17 protein-coding genes are annotated in these 17,638 nt (G+C 74.6%); 3 read left to right on the top strand and 14 right to left on the bottom strand.

Annotated features, from left to right (window positions below; all coding sequences use genetic code 11):
* Positions 1–135: 135 nt before the first annotated feature.
* The 10 genes from ACRYRX_RS22040 to hisI all read right to left on the bottom strand — a co-directional run bounded on the left by ACRYRX_RS22040 (position 136) and on the right by hisI (position 12,630).
* On the bottom strand, positions 136–1,593 hold the full coding sequence (locus ACRYRX_RS22040; RefSeq protein ID WP_432515314.1) for a glutamate synthase subunit beta: 1,458 nt from the start codon (positions 1,591–1,593) through the stop codon (positions 136–138).
* Positions 1,586–6,193 (bottom strand): glutamate synthase large subunit, encoded by a 4,608-nt coding sequence (gene gltB, locus ACRYRX_RS22035; RefSeq protein ID WP_432515313.1) that lies wholly within the window; start codon positions 6,191–6,193, stop codon positions 1,586–1,588. The genes ACRYRX_RS22040 and gltB overlap by 8 nt, the downstream gene beginning before the upstream one ends.
* A gap of 249 nt (positions 6,194–6,442) precedes the next feature.
* A complete protein-coding gene (lgt, locus tag ACRYRX_RS22030) occupies positions 6,443–7,435 on the bottom strand; it encodes a prolipoprotein diacylglyceryl transferase (protein WP_432515312.1) in 993 nt (330 codons plus the stop codon).
* The gene (locus ACRYRX_RS22025; RefSeq protein WP_432515311.1) at positions 7,432–8,259 is read right to left on the bottom strand and encodes a DsbA family protein; all 828 of its coding nucleotides are present in this window, start codon (positions 8,257–8,259) and stop codon (positions 7,432–7,434) included. Before ACRYRX_RS22025 ends, lgt begins: the two co-directional genes overlap by 4 nt.
* A gap of 20 nt (positions 8,260–8,279) precedes the next feature.
* Positions 8,280–9,104 carry a tryptophan synthase subunit alpha gene (trpA, locus tag ACRYRX_RS22020; RefSeq protein ID WP_432515310.1) on the bottom strand — a complete coding sequence of 275 codons (825 nt, stop codon included), beginning with the start codon at positions 9,102–9,104 and terminating at the stop codon, positions 8,280–8,282.
* Positions 9,101–10,402 (bottom strand): tryptophan synthase subunit beta, encoded by a 1,302-nt coding sequence (gene trpB / locus ACRYRX_RS22015; protein WP_432515309.1) that lies wholly within the window; start codon positions 10,400–10,402, stop codon positions 9,101–9,103. The genes trpA and trpB overlap by 4 nt, the downstream gene beginning before the upstream one ends.
* Positions 10,399–11,223, bottom strand: coding sequence for an indole-3-glycerol phosphate synthase TrpC (gene trpC, locus ACRYRX_RS22010; protein WP_432515308.1), 825 nt, complete (start codon positions 11,221–11,223; stop codon positions 10,399–10,401). Before trpC ends, trpB begins: the two co-directional genes overlap by 4 nt.
* Before the next feature lie 45 nt (positions 11,224–11,268).
* A complete protein-coding gene (locus ACRYRX_RS22005) occupies positions 11,269–11,547 on the bottom strand; it encodes an HGxxPAAW family protein (RefSeq protein ID WP_432515306.1) in 279 nt (92 codons plus the stop codon).
* A gap of 124 nt (positions 11,548–11,671) precedes the next feature.
* Positions 11,672–12,262, bottom strand: a complete 591-nt coding sequence (locus ACRYRX_RS22000; protein ID WP_432515305.1) for a Trp biosynthesis-associated membrane protein — start codon at positions 12,260–12,262, stop codon at positions 11,672–11,674.
* Complete coding sequence (gene hisI, locus ACRYRX_RS21995; protein WP_432515304.1) at positions 12,259–12,630, bottom strand: phosphoribosyl-AMP cyclohydrolase; 372 nt, start codon at positions 12,628–12,630, stop codon at positions 12,259–12,261. The genes ACRYRX_RS22000 and hisI overlap by 4 nt, the downstream gene beginning before the upstream one ends.
* A gap of 53 nt (positions 12,631–12,683) precedes the next feature.
* Here hisI and ACRYRX_RS21990 point away from each other — a divergent pair, with 53 nt between their 5' ends.
* Complete coding sequence (locus tag ACRYRX_RS21990; RefSeq protein ID WP_432515303.1) at positions 12,684–13,325, top strand: TIGR03085 family metal-binding protein; 642 nt, start codon at positions 12,684–12,686, stop codon at positions 13,323–13,325.
* Here the strand turns inward: ACRYRX_RS21990 and hisF are convergent.
* Positions 13,322–14,095, bottom strand: coding sequence for an imidazole glycerol phosphate synthase subunit HisF (gene hisF / locus ACRYRX_RS21985; RefSeq protein ID WP_432515302.1), 774 nt, complete (start codon positions 14,093–14,095; stop codon positions 13,322–13,324). The two genes, ACRYRX_RS21990 and hisF, sit on opposite strands and share 4 nt — an antisense overlap.
* A gap of 23 nt (positions 14,096–14,118) precedes the next feature.
* Here hisF and ACRYRX_RS21980 point away from each other — a divergent pair, with 23 nt between their 5' ends.
* The gene (locus ACRYRX_RS21980; RefSeq protein ID WP_432515301.1) at positions 14,119–15,402 is read left to right on the top strand and encodes a GNAT family N-acetyltransferase; all 1,284 of its coding nucleotides are present in this window, start codon (positions 14,119–14,121) and stop codon (positions 15,400–15,402) included.
* Complete coding sequence (locus ACRYRX_RS21975) at positions 15,393–15,962, top strand: nucleoside/nucleotide kinase family protein (RefSeq protein ID WP_432515300.1); 570 nt, start codon at positions 15,393–15,395, stop codon at positions 15,960–15,962. Before ACRYRX_RS21980 ends, ACRYRX_RS21975 begins: the two co-directional genes overlap by 10 nt.
* Before the next feature lie 7 nt (positions 15,963–15,969).
* Here ACRYRX_RS21975 and ACRYRX_RS21970 read toward each other — a convergent pair whose 3' ends face one another.
* From ACRYRX_RS21970 to ACRYRX_RS21960, 3 genes are read right to left on the bottom strand one after another with little or no spacing between them, the layout of a single operon-like run.
* Positions 15,970–16,410 (bottom strand): PH domain-containing protein, encoded by a 441-nt coding sequence (locus ACRYRX_RS21970; protein ID WP_432515299.1) that lies wholly within the window; start codon positions 16,408–16,410, stop codon positions 15,970–15,972.
* Complete coding sequence (gene hisG / locus ACRYRX_RS21965; RefSeq protein ID WP_432515298.1) at positions 16,407–17,264, bottom strand: ATP phosphoribosyltransferase; 858 nt, start codon at positions 17,262–17,264, stop codon at positions 16,407–16,409. Before hisG ends, ACRYRX_RS21970 begins: the two co-directional genes overlap by 4 nt.
* A 16-nt stretch (positions 17,265–17,280) precedes the next feature.
* Complete coding sequence (locus tag ACRYRX_RS21960) at positions 17,281–17,544, bottom strand: phosphoribosyl-ATP diphosphatase (RefSeq protein ID WP_432515297.1); 264 nt, start codon at positions 17,542–17,544, stop codon at positions 17,281–17,283.
* Between the last annotated feature and the right edge of the window lie 94 nt (positions 17,545–17,638).

The raw sequence follows: 17,638 nt of genomic DNA, 5'->3' as shown, positions 1-17,638 counted from the left end.
CGGGGGGCGGGGGCGGCCCACACGCCGCGCGCGCGCCCCCGCGGCGCCCCCCGGCCCCCGCCGGGGCGGCGGGGGGCCCGCGCGGGGGGGCCCCCCCCCCCCCCCCCCCCCCCCTCGTCCGTGCGTCGCGGCCGCTCAGGCCGTCAGCGGCACCGCGTCGGCCCGGATGGGCGACGGCAGCGCGGTGTCGCCCATGAGGAACTCGTCGACGGCGGCCGCGCACGCCCGCCCCTCCGCGATGGCCCACACGATGAGCGACTGACCCCGGCCGGCGTCCCCGGCGACGAACACGCCCGGGGTGCCGGTGGCGTAGCCGGGGGTCCGGGTGAACCGGGTGCGGGCGTCGGTCCCCAGCCCCAGCTGGCCGACGAGGTCGCCGTGCTCGGGACCGGCGAAGCCGATGGCCAGCAGCACCAGCTGGGCCGGGATGTCGTGCTCGGTGCCCTCGACCGGCGTCCAGACGCCGTCGACCTTGGTCACCTCGACCAGCCGCAGCCCGGTGACCCGGCCGTCCTCCCCCACGAACTCCCGCGTCGAGGCGGAGAACTTGCGGGTCCCGCCCTCCTCGTGGGAGCTGGAGACCGAGAACACCTTCGGGACGGTCGGCCACGGCTCGTGCGCGGCGCGCTCCTCGGGGGCCATCGGGTAGATGTCCAGCTGCGTCACCGACTTCGCCCCCTGGCGCAGCGCGGTGCCGTAGCAGTCCGACCCGGTGTCCCCGCCGCCGATGACGACGACGTCCAGGCCCTCGGCGTCGATGTAGTCCGCCGGCCGTTCCTGACCGACCGCGACGCGGTTGGTCGGGGGCAGGTACGTCATCGCCTGGTGGATGCCGGCCAGGTCGCGGCCGGGCAGGTCGACCTCGCGCCACTGCGTCGCCCCGGTCGCCACGACCACCGCGTCGAAGCGGTCGCGCAGCTGCTCACCGGTGATGTCGACGCCGATCTCGACGCCCGGCCGGAACCGGGTGCCCTCGGCCTCCATCTGCGCCAGCCGGCGGTCCAGGACCGCGCGCTCCATCTTGAACTCGGGGATGCCGTAGCGCATCAGCCCGCCGATGGCGTCGTCGCGCTCGTAGACGACGACCGTGTGCCCCGAGCGCGTCAGCTGCTGGGCCGCGGCCAGACCCGCCGGGCCGGAGCCGATGACGGCCACGGTCTTGCCGGTCAGCCGCTCGGGCACCTGCGGGGTGATCCAGCCGGACTCGGCGGCGTTCTCGGCGATCATCACCTCGACCTGCTTGATGGTCACCGGCGGCTGGTTGATGCCCAGCACGCAGGCCGACTCGCACGGGGCCGGGCACAGCTTCCCGGTGAACTCGGGGAAGTTGTTCGTCGCGTGCAGCCGCTCGATGGCCTCGCGCATGTCACCGCGGCTCACCAGGTCGTTCCACTCGGGGATGAGGTTCCCCAGCGGGCAGGCGTTGTGGCAGAACGGGATGCCGCAGTCCATGCAGCGGCCGGCCTGCCGCTTGAGCTGGGTGCGGTCCTGCTTCTCGTAGACCTCGCGCCAGTCCATCAGGCGCAGCGGCACGGGCCGGCGAGGCGGCAGCTCGCGCTCGCGGACGTTGAGGAACCCCCGGGGGTCAACCATGCGAAGCCTCCATGATGCGGGTGAGCACGGCCTCGGAGTCGGGCTCGAGACCGTCGGAGACGGCCTTGGCCTTGACCTCGAGCACGCGGGCGAAGTCCCGCGGGACGATCGTCGAGAAACGCTGCCGCGCGCTGCCCCAGTCGGACAGCAGCTTGGCGGCGACGGTGGAGTCGGTGTTCTCCCGGTGGGCCACGAGCAGGTCGTGGACCCGGGCGGCGGCCTCGTCGTCCAGCGGGACGACGTCGACCATGTCGCGGTTGACCCGGTGCTCCTTGAGGTCGAGCACGTGGGCGAAGCCGCCCGACATGCCCGCGGCGACGTTGCGGCCCGTGCGGCCCAGGACGACGACCTCACCGCCGGTCATGTACTCCAGCGCGTGGTCGCCCACCCCCTCCACGACGGCCGTCGCCCCGGAGTTGCGGACGCAGAAGCGCTCGCCGACCTCACCGCGCAGGAACAGGGTCCCCGTCGTGGCGCCGTAGGCGATGACGTTGCCGGCGATGATGTCGCGGTCGCGCGACCCCGAGGCCTTGTCCGGGCGCACCACGATCGTGCCGCCGGACAGCCCCTTGCCGACGTAGTCGTTGGCGTCCCCGAACAGCCGCAGGGTGATGCCCTTGGGCAGGAAGGCGCCGAGCGACTGGCCGGCCGACCCCGTGAGGGTGATGTCGATCGTGCCGTCCGGCAGCCCCTCCTCGCCCCACCTCTTGGTCAGCTCGTGACCGAGCAGGGTGCCGACGGTGCGGTTGACGTTGCGGACGGGCAGCTCGACCCGCACCGGCGTCCCGGAGGTGAGGGCGTCGGCGGCGCGCTCGATGAGCACGTGGTCCAGCGCCTTCTCCAGGCCGTGGTCCTGGGTCGTGGAGTTGTGCAGCGTCGAGCCCTCCGGGGCCACCGGGGCGTGCAGGATCGGCGCGAGGTCCAGACCGGCCGCCTTCCAGTGCGCGACGGCGCGGCGGGTGTCGAGGACCTCGACGTGGCCGACGGCCTCCTCGAGGGAGCGGAACCCGAGGGAGGCCAGCATCTCGCGGACCTCCTGCGCCACGAACTCGAAGAAGTTCACGACGTACTCGGCCTTGCCGGTGAACCGGGCGCGCAGCTCGGGGTTCTGGGTGGCGACGCCGACCGGGCAGGTGTCCAGCTGGCAGACGCGCATCATGATGCAGCCCGAGACGACGAGCGGCGCGGTCGCGAAACCGAACTCCTCGGCCCCCAGCAGCGCGGCGATGACGACGTCGCGGCCGGTCTTGAACTGCCCGTCGACCTGCACGACGATCCGGTCGCGCAGCCCGTTGACCACCAGCGTCTGCTGGGTCTCGGCCAGGCCGAGCTCCCAGGGTCCGCCGGCGTGCTTCAGGCTCGTCAGCGGGGCGGCGCCCGTCCCGCCGTCGGCCCCGGAGATGAGGACGACGTCGGCCTTGGCCTTGGACACCCCGGTCGCGACGGTCCCGACCCCGACCTCCGAGACCAGCTTCACGTGGACCCGGGCGGCCGGGTTCGCGTTCTTCAGGTCGTGGATGAGCTGGGCGATGTCCTCGATCGAGTAGATGTCGTGGTGCGGCGGCGGCGAGATCAGCCCGACGCCCGGCGTGGAGTGCCGGGTCCGGGCGATGTTCGGGTACACCTTGTGGCCGGGCAGCTGCCCGCCCTCACCGGGCTTGGCGCCCTGGGCGACCTTGATCTGCAGGTCCGTCGCCGAGGTCAGGTAGTTGCTCGTCACCCCGAAGCGGCCCGAGGCGATCTGCTTGACCTTCGAGGTGCGCTCGGGGTCGTACAGGCGGTCGACGTCCTCGCCGCCCTCGCCGGAGTTCGAGCGCCCGCCGAGGCGGTTCATCGCGATCGCGAGGACCTCGTGGGCCTCCTGGGAGATGGAGCCGTAGCTCATCGCCCCGGTGGAGAACCGCTTGACGATCTCGGAGACCGGTTCGACCTCCTCGAGCGGGATCGGCTCGCGGGCACCCTTCTTCAGCTGCAGCAGCCCGCGCAGCGTCATGAGGCGCTCGGACTGCTCGTCGACCCGCGCGGTGTACTTGCGGAAGAGGGCCTCGTTGCGCTGCCGGGTGGAGTGCTGCAGCTGGAAGACCGTCTCGGGGTCGAACAGGTGCGGCTCGCCCTCGCGGCGCCACTGGTACTCCCCGCCGGTCTCGAGGCGCCGGTGCGCGCGCTCCTGCCCCTCCACGGGGTAGGCGAGGCGGTGCCGCATCGCGACCTCCTCGGCGAGCACGTCGAGCCCGACGCCGCCGAGGCGGGAGGTGGTGGCGGTGAAGTACTCGTCGACGAGGGTCTGGGACAGGCCCAGCGCCTCGAAGACCTGCGCGCCGCGGTAGGAGGCGACGGTCGAGATGCCCATCTTGGACATGACCTTCAGGACGCCCTTGCCGAGCGCCTTGATGAGGTTCTTGACCGCGGTCTGCGCGTCGACCGTGGTGATGACCCCGTGGCGGACGAGGTCCTCCACGGTCTCCATGGCCAGGTACGGGTTGATCGCGGCCGCGCCGTAGCCGATGAGCAGCGCGACGTGGTGCACCTCGCGCACGTCACCGGCCTCGACGACCAGGCCGACCTGCGTGCGCAGCTTCTGCCGCACGAGGTGGTGGTGCACCGCCGAGGTCAGCAGCAGCGACGGGATCGGCGCGTACTCGGCGTTGGAGTCGCGGTCGGACAGCACCACGAACACGGCGCCGTCGGCGATGGCCCGCGAGACCTCCGCGCGGATCTCCTCGATCCGGCGAGCCAGTTCGGCCCCACCGCCGGCGACCCGGTACAGGCCCTTGACGATGTGGGTGGTGCGTCCGGGGTTGCGGCGGTCGCGGTCGATGTGGACGATCTTGGCGAGCTCGTCGTTGTCGATGACCGGGAAGGGCAGCACCAGCTGGTGGCAGTGCGCGGCCGACTCCGACAGCGGGTTCTTCTGCGGCCCGGTGGTGCTGATCAGCGAGGTGACCAGCTCCTCGCGGATCGCGTCCAGCGGCGGGTTGGTCACCTGCGCGAAGAGCTGGGTGAAGTAGTCGAAGAGCATCCGCGGACGCGAGGAGAGCACGGCCAGCGGCGTGTCCGACCCCATCGACCCGATCGGCTCGGCGCCGGCGCGGGCCATCGGGGCCAGGATGAGCCGCAGCTCCTCCTCGGTGTAGCCGAACGTCTGCTGACGACGGGTCACCGAGGCGTGGGAGTGCACGATGTGCTCGCGCGGGGGCAGGTCGCCCAGGCGCACGACGTTCTTAAGCCACTCGGCGTACGGCTGCGCCGCGGCCAGCTCGGCCTTGATCTCCTCGTCGTCGACGATCCGGCCCCGGGCCGTGTCGACGAGGAACATCTTGCCGGGCGCGACGCGGCCGCGGGCCACGATCGAGCTGGGGTCCAGCTCCAGGACGCCCGTCTCGGAGGCCAGCACCACCAGGCCGTCGTCGGTGACCCAGTAGCGCGAGGGGCGCAGCCCGTTGCGGTCCAGGACGCAGCCGATGAGGGTGCCGTCGGTGAAGGTGAGGTTCGCGGGCCCGTCCCAGGGCTCGGAGAACATGGAGTGGAACTCGTAGAAGGCCCGGCGGGCCGGGTCCATCTCGGTGTTGTTCTCCCACGCCTCGGGGATCATCATCAGCACCGCGTGCGGCAGCGACCGGCCGGCGAGGTGCAGCAGCTCCAGGACCTCGTCGAAGGAGGCGGAGTCGGAACCCTCGGTGGCGCAGACCGGCCCGAGGCGCTGGACGTCGCCGGGGATGAGCGGGGTGCTCATCGTGGACTCGCGCGCCGCGGTCCAGTTGCGGTTGCCCTTGACGGTGTTGATCTCGCCGTTGTGCGCGATCGTCCGGAAGGGGTGCGCCAGCGGCCAGCTCGGGAAGGTGTTCGTCGAGAAGCGGGAGTGGACCAGGCCCAGCTCGGAGGCGAAGCGGCGGTCGGACAGGTCGGGGAAGAACGGCTCGAGCTGACCGGTGGTCAGCATGCCCTTGTAGACCATGGTCCGCGCCGACAGCGACGGGAAGTAGACGGCCAGCTCGCGCTCGGCGAGCTTGCGGACCGGGTAGACGCGGCGGTCGAGGTCGAGGCCGGTCTCCATCGCCGACAGCCCGTTCGTCGCCGAGGCCAGGAACAGCTGGGCGAAGTGGGGCATGGCCGCGCGGGCCTGCTGCCCCACGAGGTCGGCGGTCACCGGGACGTCGCGCCAGCCGAGGACGTCGAGGCCCTCGGCGCGCGCGATCTCCTCGATGCGGCGCACGGCCTCGGCGCGCTCGGTCTCGTCGACCGGCAGGAAGACGTTGCCGGCGGCGTAGGCGCCCTCGGGGGGCAGCTCGACGCCCTGCTCGGCCATGACGGCGCGCAGGAACTCGTCCGGGACCTGGGTCAGGATGCCGGCACCGTCGCCGGTGTTGGTCTCGGCGCCGACGGCGCCGCGGTGGTCGAGGTTGCGCAGCGCCGTGAGGGCGTGCTCGACGATGTCGTGACCGGGTTCGCCGCGCATGGTCGCCACGAAGGCGACGCCGCAGGCGTCCTTCTCGTTGTCACGGTCGTACAGCCCGGCGTTGGCCGGGAAGCTCGTGAAGGGCAGCGGGCGGACCTGCGGCCCGGTCTGCTGTGCGCTCTGGTGCTGAGGGGAAAGCGACATGCAGTGCACCGTCCTGAAGAGAGAGGCCGGAAGGACCTCGGTGGACAGGGGGTCTCTCGACGGGTCTCCTCGAGCGTTCGCCCCGGGGGCGGATCTCGGTGAGCCGGGTCGGTCTCTTCGAGATGAGGCTCGCGCCTGGGGGGCGCGATCCACGAACGGGGGACGGCACTGGCCCGCGTTCACCTCACTGTAACGCGCGCGATGCCGTGCTCACGTGCACTCGGTCATCACACGAGGATCCAGAAACGGTCACGAATCCTGCGCGCCCGGCCGTTCGTCACGGTCCGGTGAGGGACGGTCTCCCGCTGCGGTGACGGTCTGTCCGCCGGACGGGCTCCCTGGGTCGCCGTCCGGGGTGGTGGCCGTCGGCGACTCGGAGGAATGTACCCGCTCCAGGACCTCGTCCCGACCAGCATTCACCCTGCGTGAGCGGATGAACGCGATGAGTGCGGCGACGAAGACGATCGCGGCGACCCACTGGTTGACCCGCAGGCCCAGCACGAGGTTCGCCTCGTCGATCCGCAGGGCCTCGAACACGCTCCGGCCGAGGCAGTACAGCGCGACGTAGGCGAAGAAGGACTGCCCGTGCCGCAGCTGCCAGCGGCGGTCGGCCAGCACGATCACCAGCGCGACCAGCAGGCACCACAGCGACTCGTACAGGAACGTCGGGTGGTAGGTGCCCGTCACGACGGGGTCGCCGTCGGCGTCGAGGACCGCGCGCCCGGCGGCCTCGTCCCAGTCGTGGATCGTCAGCGCCCACGGCACGTCGGTCGCCCGGCCGAAGAGCTCGTTGTTGAACCAGTTCCCCCAGCGGCCCAGGGCCTGGGCGACCAGCAACCCCGGCGCCATGGCGTCGGCCAGCGGCAGGAAGCGGTACCCGGCGCGACGGCAGGCGATCCAGGCCCCGACGGCTCCCCCCGCGATGGCGCCCCAGATGCCGAGCCCGCCCTCCCAGACGTACAGCGCCCGGACGGGGTCGCCGCCGGCGCCGAAGTACGCCTGCGGGGAGGTGATCACGTGGTACACCCGCGCGCCGACGACCCCCAGCGGGACGGCCCACACGGCCACGTCGAGGACGAAGTCGGGGCGGCCGCCCCGAGCCCGCCAGCGCCGCTCGGCGATCAGCACGCCGAGGACGATCCCGGCGACGATGCACAGCGCGTACGCCCGGACCGGCAGCGGCCCCAGGTGCCACACCGCGACGGTCGGGCTGGGCAGGACGGCCGGGAGCGAAGTGATCACGGCGTCGTGGTGGCGGCCGCGACGGCCGCCTGCAGCGCACCGGCCGGGTCGGCGCCCAGCAGCTGCTCGGTGGGGATCTCCTGCTTCTGACCACCGGCCGGCGTCACGGTCACGGTCGGTGTGCCGGTGACGCCGTTGTCCTGCATGGTGTCGGCGACGGAGTTCACGTAGTCGCGGTAGGCGTGGCCCTCGACGGCCTCCTGCCACGCGTCCAGGTCGGGGACGCCCGCGGTCCGGGCGATCGCGCGCAGGTCCGCGACCGTGTAGCCCACGCCCTCGTCGGGCTGCGCGGCGAAGGTGGCCGCGTTGAACTCGACGAACCTGCCCTGCGCGTCCGCGGCGGCCGCCGCCTCCGCCGCCCGCTGGGAGGAGTCGTTGCCGAGGTTGCCATCCAGGAACGTCAGCGTGTGGACGACGACCCTGGCCTGGCCCGAGCTCGCCAGCTCCACGACCGCGTCCCCGGCCGCGGTCTCGAACCGCTTGCAGACCGGGCACTGGTAGTCCAGCCACACGTCCAGCGTCGGGGCCCCGTCGACGGGGGTGCCCGGCAGCACGTACCCGGCGCCCTGCGCGCCCGCGCTCGGCGGGACGGCCTGCGCGGCCAGCGCGACGTCGTCCTCGCGCGAGCGGTCGATGACGACCGCGACGACGGCGACGACCGCGAGCACCACGACCACGGCGATGCTGATGAGCAGCACCCGGCGGCTGCGCTCCTTGGCCAGCTCCCGCCGGCGCATCGCGGCCGCCTTGGCGCGACGGGCCTCCCGGGCGTCCTCGGCCTGCGCGGCGCGGGCCGGGTGACCGCCGGGCTTCTTGGTGCTCACGTCGTGGATCTCCTCGTGGTTCAGGGACGGGTGCGGACGCCCGCGGCCAGCGCCTCGGCCAGCTCACCCACGGCCCGGACGCCGGCCGCGGTCGAGTCGGCGTCCAGCATCCGCTGGACGAAGGCCGACCCGACGATGACGCCGTCGGCGTACCCGGCGACCTCGGTGGCCTGGGCGGGGGTGGAGACCCCCAGGCCGACGCAGACGCGCTCGGCCCCGGCGGCGCGGGTGCGGCGGACGAGCTCGGAGGCTCCCGCGCCCACGCTCGCCCGCGTCCCGGTGACGCCCATCAGCGAGGCGGCGTAGACGAACCCGCGGCAGGCCGCGGCGGTCATCGCCAGCCGGGCGTCGGTGGAGCTGGGGGCGACGAGGAAGACGCGTTCGAGGTCGTGCGCGTCGCTGGCCGCCACCCAGGCGCCGGCCTCGTCGGGGATGAGGTCGGGCGTGATGAGCCCGGCTCCCCCGGCGCCGGCCAGGTCCGCCGCCCAGCGGTCCACGCCGTACCGGTCGACCGGCGGCCAGTAGGTCATGACGAGCACCGCCGCACCGGTGGCGGCGACGGCCTCGACCGCGCGCAGCACGTCCGACGGTCGCGTCCGGTTGGCCAGGCAGACCTCGGCGGCGCGCTGGATCGTCGGGCCGTCCATCGTCGGGTCCGAGTACGGCAGCCCGAGCTCGACGACGTCCGCGCCCCCGGCCACCGCCGCCTTGGCGGCCGCGATCGAGGTGTCGACGTCGGGGAACCCGACGGGCAGGTAGGCCACCAGGGCCGCGCGGTCCTGCGCCTTCGCGCGGTCCACCGCGGCGGCGGCCGTGCCGGGACGGGTCTCCACGGGAGTGCTCACCAGCCGGATCCTTCGGTGTTCTCGGGAGTCTCGGAGACCCGCTCGGCCTCCGAGGCGACGAGGTCGGCGTCGCTGACGAGCCCGAACCAGCGGGCGGCGGTGTCCACGTCCTTGTCCCCGCGGCCGGACAGGCTGACGAGGATGACGGCCTCCGGGCCGAGCCGGCGCCCCAGCTGCAGGGCACCGGCGAGGGCGTGCGAGCTCTCGATGGCGGGGATGATCCCCTCGGTGCGGCACAGCAGCCGGAAGGCCTCCATGGCCTCGGCGTCGGTGACCGGCGAGTACGTGGCCCGGCCGCTGGCGGCGAGCCAGGAGTGCTCGGGCCCCACGCCGGGGTAGTCCAGGCCCGCCGAGATCGAGTGCGACTCGACGGTCTGCCCGTCCTCGTCCTGCATGACGAACTGGCGGGCGCCCTGGAAGACGCCCGTGGCGCCCGCCGAGATCGGGGCGGCGTGCCGTCCGCTCTCGACGCCGTCGCCGCCGGCCTCGAAGCCGTGCAGCGCCACCGACGGGTCGTCGAGGAAGGCGTGGAAGATCCCGATGGCGTTGGAGCCGCCGCCGACGCAGGCCGCGACGACGTCGGGCAGCCGGCCCACGAGGTCCTGGACCTGCTGGCGGGCCTCGATCCCCACGATGCGCTGCAGGTCGCGGACCAGGACGGGGAACGGGTGCGGGCCCGCGACGGTGCCGAACGCGTAGTGCGTGGTGTCGACCGAGGCGACCCAGTCGCGGAACGCCTCGTTGACGGCGTCCTTGAGGGTCCGGCTGCCCGCGGTGACGGGCACGACCTCGGCGCCGAGCAGGCGCATGCGGGCGACGTTCAGCGCCTGGCGCCGGGTGTCCTCCTCGCCCATGTAGATGGTGCACTCCAGGCCCATCAGCGCCGCGGCGGTCGCCGTCGCGACGCCGTGCTGACCGGCACCGGTCTCGGCGATGATCCGCTTCTTGCCCATCCGCCGGGTCAGCAGGGCCTGCCCGAGGACGTTGTTGATCTTGTGCGACCCGGTGTGGTTGAGGTCCTCGCGCTTGAGGACGACCCGGGCGCCACCGGCGTGGGCCGCGAACCGCGGGACCTCGGTCAGGATGCTCGGGCGGCCGGTGTAGCTGCGGTGCAGCTCGGCGAGCTCGGCCAGGTAGCCGGGGTCGGACATCGCGGCGTCGTGCGCCGCCTCGATCTCGTCGAGGGCGGCGACCAGCGCCTCGGGCACGAAGCGGCCGCCGAAGGCGCCGAAGTACGGCCCGCGCTCCTCGGCGAAGCGACGGTCCGCGGTGGCCGGGGAGGTCGGCGACGTCGTCACGGGCGCACCGCCTGCACGGCCGGGTGCGCACCGGCGGCCACGAGGTCGGCCACGGCCCGGCGCGGGTCGTCGCCCTTCACCAGGGTCTCGCCGACCAGGACCGCGTCGGCGCCGGCGCGGGCGAACTCCACCACGTCCCGGGGCCCGGAGACACCCGACTCGGCGACCTTGACCTTGCTGTCCGGGATGAGCGGGGCGAGGTCGGCGAACGTGCCGTTGTCGACCTCGAGGGTCTTGAGGTTGCGGTTGTTCACCCCGATGACCCGCGCGTCGGCGTCGAGGGCGCGGGCGACCTCCTCGGCCGTGTGCACCTCCACCAGCGCGGTCATGCCCAGGGAGTGGGTGCGTTCGATGAGGGACACCAGGGCTTCCTGCTCGAGGGCGGCGACGATGAGGAGCACGACGTCGGCCCCCCAGGCGCGGGCCTCCCACAGCTGGTACGACTCCACGACGAAGTCCTTACGCAGCACCGGGACGTCCACGGCCAGCCGCACGGCGCGCAGGTCGTCGAGGCTGCCGCCGAAGCGGCGCTGCTCGGTCAGGACGCTGATGACACTGGCGCCACCGGCCTCGTACTGCCCGGCGAGCGCGGCCGGGTCGGCGATGGGGGCCAGGGCACCCTTGGAGGGGCTCTTGCGCTTCACCTCGGCGATGACCTTCACCCCGCGCTGCTCGGCGTCACGCGGCTTCAGCAGGCCGTGGGCGTCCTTGGCCGGGACCTGCCGGTGCGCGCGTTCCTTCAGCTCGTCGAGCGTGGTGAGCGCTTTGCGCGCCGCCAGGTCCTCGCGGACGCCGGCCAGGATGTCGTCGAGGACTGTCACGCGTCGAGGGTATCCCCGCGCACCGGCGTCCCGGGCCGGGGTGGCTCAGCGCTTGGGGCGGCCGGCGCCGACGGGCTTGCCGTCCGCGCCCTTGACCCCGTAGCCGGCCTTGGCCAGCCCCGCCGCCACGACCAGCGAGGCGAGGATGACGACGCCGCCGACGATCCCCCACGTCCAGCTCGGGAAGACGATGGCCAGCGACAGGATGAGGAAGCCGAGCAGGCAGACCCCGACCCCCGCCCAGGCGGCGACGCTGTGCCCGTGCCCGTGCTCGTCGGCGATGTCGGCGTCCCCGTGGGCGGTGGGGTTCGGCTGGGTGCTCACGCTGGGCTCCTCGTGGGGCGGGTCGAGACGGGGCGGCCGGACCGGGGCGGCGGGTGCCCCGCGGCTGTACTACGCACACCGTACCGACTCCGGGCCCCGGGGGCGGGACCGGGCGCGGCCGCCCTCAGCGGGCGGTGGGGTCCTCGCCGTGCGACAGCGAGTCCCAGGCCGCCGCGGGGTCCTCGCGGGGGCCGGCGACCTCCCGCCGGGCGTCGCGCTCGTGCCGCGCCGAGGCCGTGGCCGTCCCCCCGCGCCGGGCCCCGGCCAGGACGCCGAGCCCGGCGACCGCGACCAGCACCCCGCCGGCGGCCGAGACCACCGGCCAGGGCCGCAGCACCGGGTCGCCGTCCAGCTCGGCCTGCGTCGTCCCGCTCGCCGCGCGCGCCGGGGCGGCCAGCGCGGTCCGCGGCGAGGTGAGCACGCCGGCGCTGGCGGCGACCACCCCGGCCCCGGCGAGCACCAGCACCAGCGCGGCGACCGCGCGCGCCGCGCGGCGCCCCAGCGTGGAGGCCACGACCGCGGCCAGCGCGACCAGGGCCAGGGCCGTCGCGACGGGCGCGGCCTGCCGGCCGTCGGCCGCGACCGCGGTGTCCCCGGTGACCGTGACGACCTGACCGGACACCCAGGTCGGGGCCCCGGCGGCCAGCGCGAGGACGGCCGCGGCGGCGGCCAGCAGCAGCAGGGGCCCCCGGCGGTCGCGGGGACGGGCGCTCACGCGGTCGGCGCGGCGACGGGCAGGGTCGTCGCCTCGAAGCAGGTGCGGTCCCCGGTGTGGCAGGCGGCGCCGACCTGCTCGACCTCCAGCAGCAGGGCGTCGCCGTCGCAGTCCAGGGAGACCTTGCGCACCAGCTGGACGTGCCCGGACGTGTCGCCCTTGCGCCACAGCTGCGAGCGGCTGCGCGACCAGTACGTCGCCCGGCCGGTGGCCAGGGTGCGGGCCAGCGCGTCGTCGTTCATCCACGCGACCATGAGCACCTCGCGGGTGTCGTGCTGCTGCACGACGGCGCAGACGAGGCCGTTGGGGTCCCGCTTGAGGCGGTCGGCGATGCGGGGGTCAAGGGCTGGGGACGACACGCGGGCCATCGTCTCACCGCCCGGGGGCCGCGCCGTCGGGCGCGGGTGGGAGCATCGGCGGCATGGTCACCCCCACCAGGCACCCCAGCGACGCCCGCCGTGAACGGGACGGCTTGTGCGACAGCGCGTTGCGGGTCGGGCCGCAGGCGCCGACGCTGTGCGCCGGCTGGGACGTGCGCGACCTGCTGGTCCACCTCGCGGTGCGCGACAACCGGCCCGACGTGGTGCTCGGGGAGGCCGTCGGCCCCCTGCGCGGCCACCGCGACCGGGTCCTGGCCGGTCTGCGCGAGCAGCCGTTCGCCGATCTCGTCGAGCGGGTGCGCAACGGCCCGCGCGGACCGCTGAAGCTGCCGGCCCTGGACGGGCTGGCCAACAGCGCCGAGTTCTTCGTCCACCACGAGGACGTCCTGCGCGCCCAGCCCGGCTGGGCCCCGCGCGAGCTGCCCCGGGCCCAGGACGCCGCGCTGTGGCGGACGGTGAAGGTCGTGGGCCGCGTCGCCTACCGCCGCGCCGGCGTGGGCGTGGTGCTGGTCACCCCGGCCGGGCCGCGGGCGGTGGTGCGCCCGGGTGAGGAGTCCGTGGCCCTCACCGGCGAACCGGCCGAGCTGCTGCTGCACGCCTTCGGGCGCCGCAGCCGGGCGGTCGTCGCGGTCGACGGCAGCCCCGCCGCGGTGGCCCGCTTCGGCGAGACCTTCCCCGCCTAGCGGACCGGGGCGCCCGTGGCGCGCAGCGCGTCCTTGACCTCGCCGATCGTCAGCTGCCCGAAGTGGAAGACGCTCGCGGCCAGGACGGCGTCGGCGCCCGCGGCGACGGCCGGGGGGAAGTGCTCCACGGCCCCGGCGCCGCCGCTGGCCACCAGGGGCACGCCGACCCGGGCGCGGACCTCGCGCAGCATCTCCAGGTCGAAGCCCCGCTTGGTGCCGTCGGCGTCCATCGAGTTCAGCAGGATCTCCCCCGCCCCCAGCTCCGCGGCCCGGGCCGCCCACTCGACGGCGTCCAGCCCCGTCCCCCGGCGGCCGCCGTGGGTGGTCACCTCGTAGCCCGACGCCGTGGACGGCTCGCCCGGCAGCGTGCGCCGGGCGTCGACGGACAGGACGAGGACCTGCGCGCCGAACCGGCCGGCGATCTCGGCGATCAGCTCCGGGCGGGCGATCGCGGCGGTGTTGACGCCGACCTTGTCCGCGCCGGCGCGCAGCAGCTTCTCCACGTCCGCGACGCTGCGGACGCCGCCGCCGACGGTCAGCGGGATGAACACCTGCTCCGCGGTGCGGCGCACCACGTCGTACGTCGTCTCCCGCGAGCCCGAGGACGCGGTCACGTCGAGGAAGGTCAGCTCGTCGGCGCCCTCGGCGTCGTAGCGGCGGGCCAGCTCGACGGGGTCGCCCGCGTCCCGCAGGTCGGCGAAGTTCACGCCCTTGACGACGCGGCCGGCGTCGACGTCGAGGCAGGGGATGACACGGACGGCGACGCTCACGGGTGAACGGTACCGTCGGCGGCGTGGGCACCTCTGACACCGGGCTGCGCGTGGGACGGATCGACCCGGCCGACCGGGAGGCGCTGCGGGCCTGGTCCGTGCCGAGCCGGGCGGCCTTCCTCGACGTCGCCCCCACCGACGAGTTCCTCGACGAGCGGCAGCGGGCGCTGGCGGGACACCGCCTGACGGCCGTGCACGACACCGTCGCCGGGGAGGAGCGCGTGGTGGCGACGCTGCGCACCTTCGACGCCGAGGTCACGATGCCCGGCGCGGGGCCGGTCGGCGTCGACGCGGTGTCCACCGCGACCGTCCTGCCGACGCACCGCCGCCGCGGGCTGCTGTCGCGGATGCTGACGGCCGACCTGGAGCGGGCCCGGCGCGAGGGGCACGCCTTCGCCGCGCTCATCGCCGCCGAGGCGCCCATCTACGGCCGGTTCGGCTTCGGGGCGGCGACGCGGGCGACGAGCCTGGTCGTGGACAACTCCCGGGTCGCCTTCCGCCCCGACGCCCCCGCCGCGGCGGGGTCGCTGGAGTTCGTGCCGGCCGGGCGGACCGCCGAGCTCGCCGAGGTCCACGACCGGGCCCGTCGCCACCGCCCGGGGGGCCTGGACCGCGACGCGGCCTGGTGGGAGGCCGCCGGTCGCCGCGGCGAGGGCCGCTGGGTGGGCCCGCGCGGGCAGGTCGTGCTGCACCGCGACGAGCGGGGCGCGCCCGACGGGTACGTCGCCTACGACGTCGTCGACGACTCGGTGGGGCGGGTGCCGAACGGCACGGTCCACGTCCGGGACCTGTGCGCGACGGACCCGGCGGCCTACCGGGCGTTGTGGGGGTTCCTGACCTCCCTGGACCTCGTGCGCACGACCCGGGCCCGGGACCGCCCCGTCGACGAGCTGCTGCCGCACCTGCTCGTGGACCCGCGCGCGGTGCAGACCGGCCCGGTCGACGACTTCCTGTGGCTGCGGGTGCTGGACGTCCCCGGGGCGCTGGCGGCGCGGCGCTACCTGGGCTGCGGGACGCTCGTCCTGAGGGTCGTCGACCCGCTGGGCCCGGCCGCCGCGACGGTGCGGCTGCACGTCGCGACGCAGCGGTGCGGCGCCGACGGGTGGGTGTGCGCGGAGGTCACCACGACCGACGCCGACCCGGACGTGGTGCTGTCGGTGGGCGACCTGTCGTCGCTGCTGCTGGGCGGGACGTCGGCCGTGGCGCTGCACGCCGCGGGGCGCCTGGGGGGCACCGCCGCGGCGGCCTTCGCCCTGTCCACGCTGATGGCGACCCCCGAGCAGCCGTGGTGCCCCACGTGGTTCTGAGCACCACCACCGGCGTCGTCGAGGAGGTCCTCGCCCTGCTGGCGGCCGCGCCCTCCCCGGCGGCGGGGCCGACGGTCGTCGCGGTCGAGGGCCGGTCGGGGTCGGGCAAGACGGAGCTGGCGGCGGCGCTGGCCGCGCGCACGGGCGCGACGGTCGTGCACCTGGACGACCTGTACCCCGGCTGGTCCGGGCTGGAGGCGGCGGTCGACCTGCTGCGCGGGCTGCTGGCCCGGCTGCGCACCGGCCGGCCCACGACGCAGCCGGTCTGGGACTGGGATCGGGGCGCGTACACGCGCTCGGTGCCGCTGCCGACGGCGGGGCTCGTCGTGGTCGAGGGGGTCGGCGCGAGCTGCGCGGGACCGGTGGACCTGCTCGTGGAGCTGGTCGCCGACCCGCTCGTGCGCCGCGACCGGGCCCTGACCCGGGACGGGGAGACCTTCGCCCCGCACTGGGACGCCTGGGCCGCGCAGGAGGACCGGCTGTTCGCCCGCTGCCCGGTCCGGCCCGACGTGCGGTTCACGTCGGGGACGGCGGTGGGCACCGAACCGGCGTGGTCCTAGCGTCGTCCTAGCGTCCGGAACGCTCCTCGACGAGCCGGGCCAGCCGCAGGGCCTCGCTGCGGGCGCGCTCGCCGTCGGCGCGCTGCACGGCCATGACGGCGAGGTTCTCCCCGTCGTCGAGGTCGAGGGTCAGCCAGGGGTCGGCCCCGCCGAAGCGGACGGCGACGACCTCGCCCCACTCGACGGTGCGGGTGAAGACGACGTTGCGGACCACCAGGCCCGCCTCGGTGACCCTGGCGTGCACCGTCACGATCCGCAGGAGCACCCCCACGAGCAGGGCGGTGAACAGCACGGCCGAGACGGTGTCCTGCCCGGTCCACCCCGAGTCGGGGGCCAACGACAGCCCGATCGACATGCCGATCATGACCACGGTGATGCCGATCGCGAAGCCGAAGCCGACGACGCGGGCCCGCCGCGGGCGGAAGTCCTTGTCCCGCAGCGAGTTCACAGGCGACAGGCGTGGATGCTGGTGACGAGGATCCCGCGGGCCCCGAGGTCGTAGAGCTCGTCCATGACGCGGTTGGTCTCCGCGCTGCGGACCATGGCCCGCACCGCGACCCAGTCCTCGTTGGCCAGCGGCGAGACCGTCGGGGACTCCAGCCCCGGGGTGATCGCGAACGCCCGCTCGACGAGCGCGCGGGGGCAGTCGTAGTCGACGATCACGTACTGGCGGGCGACCAGCACGCCCTGCAGGCGGCGCACGAGGACCTCGACGGCCGGGTCGGGCTCGGCGCCGGCGCGGCGCACCAGCGTGGCCTCGGACGTCATGATCGGCTCGCCGAAGATCTCCAGCCCGGCCGCGCGCAGCGTCGTGCCGGTCTCGACCACGTCGGCGATGACGTCGGCGATGCCGAGCGCGACGGCGGTCTCGACGGCCCCGTCGAGGTGGACGATGTCGGCGGTCACGCCGTGGTCGGCGAGGTGCTTGGCCAGCAGCCCGGAGTAGCTGGTGGCGATGCGCCGGCCCTCGAGGTCGGCCACGCCGGTGGCGACGCCGGGGCGGCCGGCGAAGCGGAAGGTGCTGCGGGCGAAGCCGAGCGGGAGGATCTCGTCGGCCGGGGCGCGGGAGTCCAGCAGCAGGTCGCGGCCGGTGATGCCGGCGTCGAGGGTGCCCGAGCCGACGTACAGGGCGATGTCGCGCGGGCGCAGGAAGACGAACTGGGCGGAGTTGGCCGGGTCGTCGAGGAGGAGCTCCTTGGCCTCGCGGCGCTGGTTGTAGCCGGCTTCGCGCAGCATCGCGGACGCGGCCTCGGACAGCGACCCCTTGTTGGGGACGGCGATGCGGATCTGCTTGGTGGGCACGTCGGGCTCCGGGGGCTCAGAGGTGGGAGTACACGTCGTCGAGCGTCAGCCCGCGGGAGATCATCAGCACCTGCAGGTGGTACAGCAGCTGCGAGATCTCCTCGGCGGTCCGTTCCCCCGACTCGTGCTCGGCGGCCATCCACACCTCGGCGGCCTCCTCGACGACCTTCTTGCCGATGGCATGGACGCCGGCGTCCAGTTCCAGCACCGTCCGCGAGCCCGTGGGCCGGGTCAGCGCCTTGTCGCTCAGTTCGGCGAACAGGGCGTCGAAGGTCTTCACGGGCAGGCAGTCTAGGGGGGGGGGGGGGGGGGGGGGGGGGGGGGGGGCGGGCGGGGGCGGGGGGGGGGGGGGGGGGGGGGGGGGGGCGGGGGCG

Origin of the sequence: Kineococcus lubricus (genome assembly GCF_050871965.1) — a bacterium.
GTDB lineage: Bacteria > Actinomycetota > Actinomycetes > Actinomycetales > Kineococcaceae > Kineococcus.
This window is presented reverse-complemented; position numbering and strand designations above follow the sequence as displayed.

Excerpts from the sequence above, each read along its gene's own strand:
- ACRYRX_RS22040 (WP_432515314.1), bottom strand. The coding sequence starts at position 1,593 with ATGGTTGACCCCCGGGGGTTCCTCAACGTCCGCGAGCGCGAGCTGCCG.
- gltB (WP_432515313.1), bottom strand. The coding sequence starts at position 6,193 with ATGTCGCTTTCCCCTCAGCACCAGAGCGCACAGCAGACCGGGCCGCAG.
- hisI (WP_432515304.1), bottom strand. The coding sequence starts at position 12,630 with ATGGCCCGCGTGTCGTCCCCAGCCCTTGACCCCCGCATCGCCGACCGC.
- ACRYRX_RS21990 (WP_432515303.1), top strand. The coding sequence starts at position 12,684 with ATGGTCACCCCCACCAGGCACCCCAGCGACGCCCGCCGTGAACGGGAC.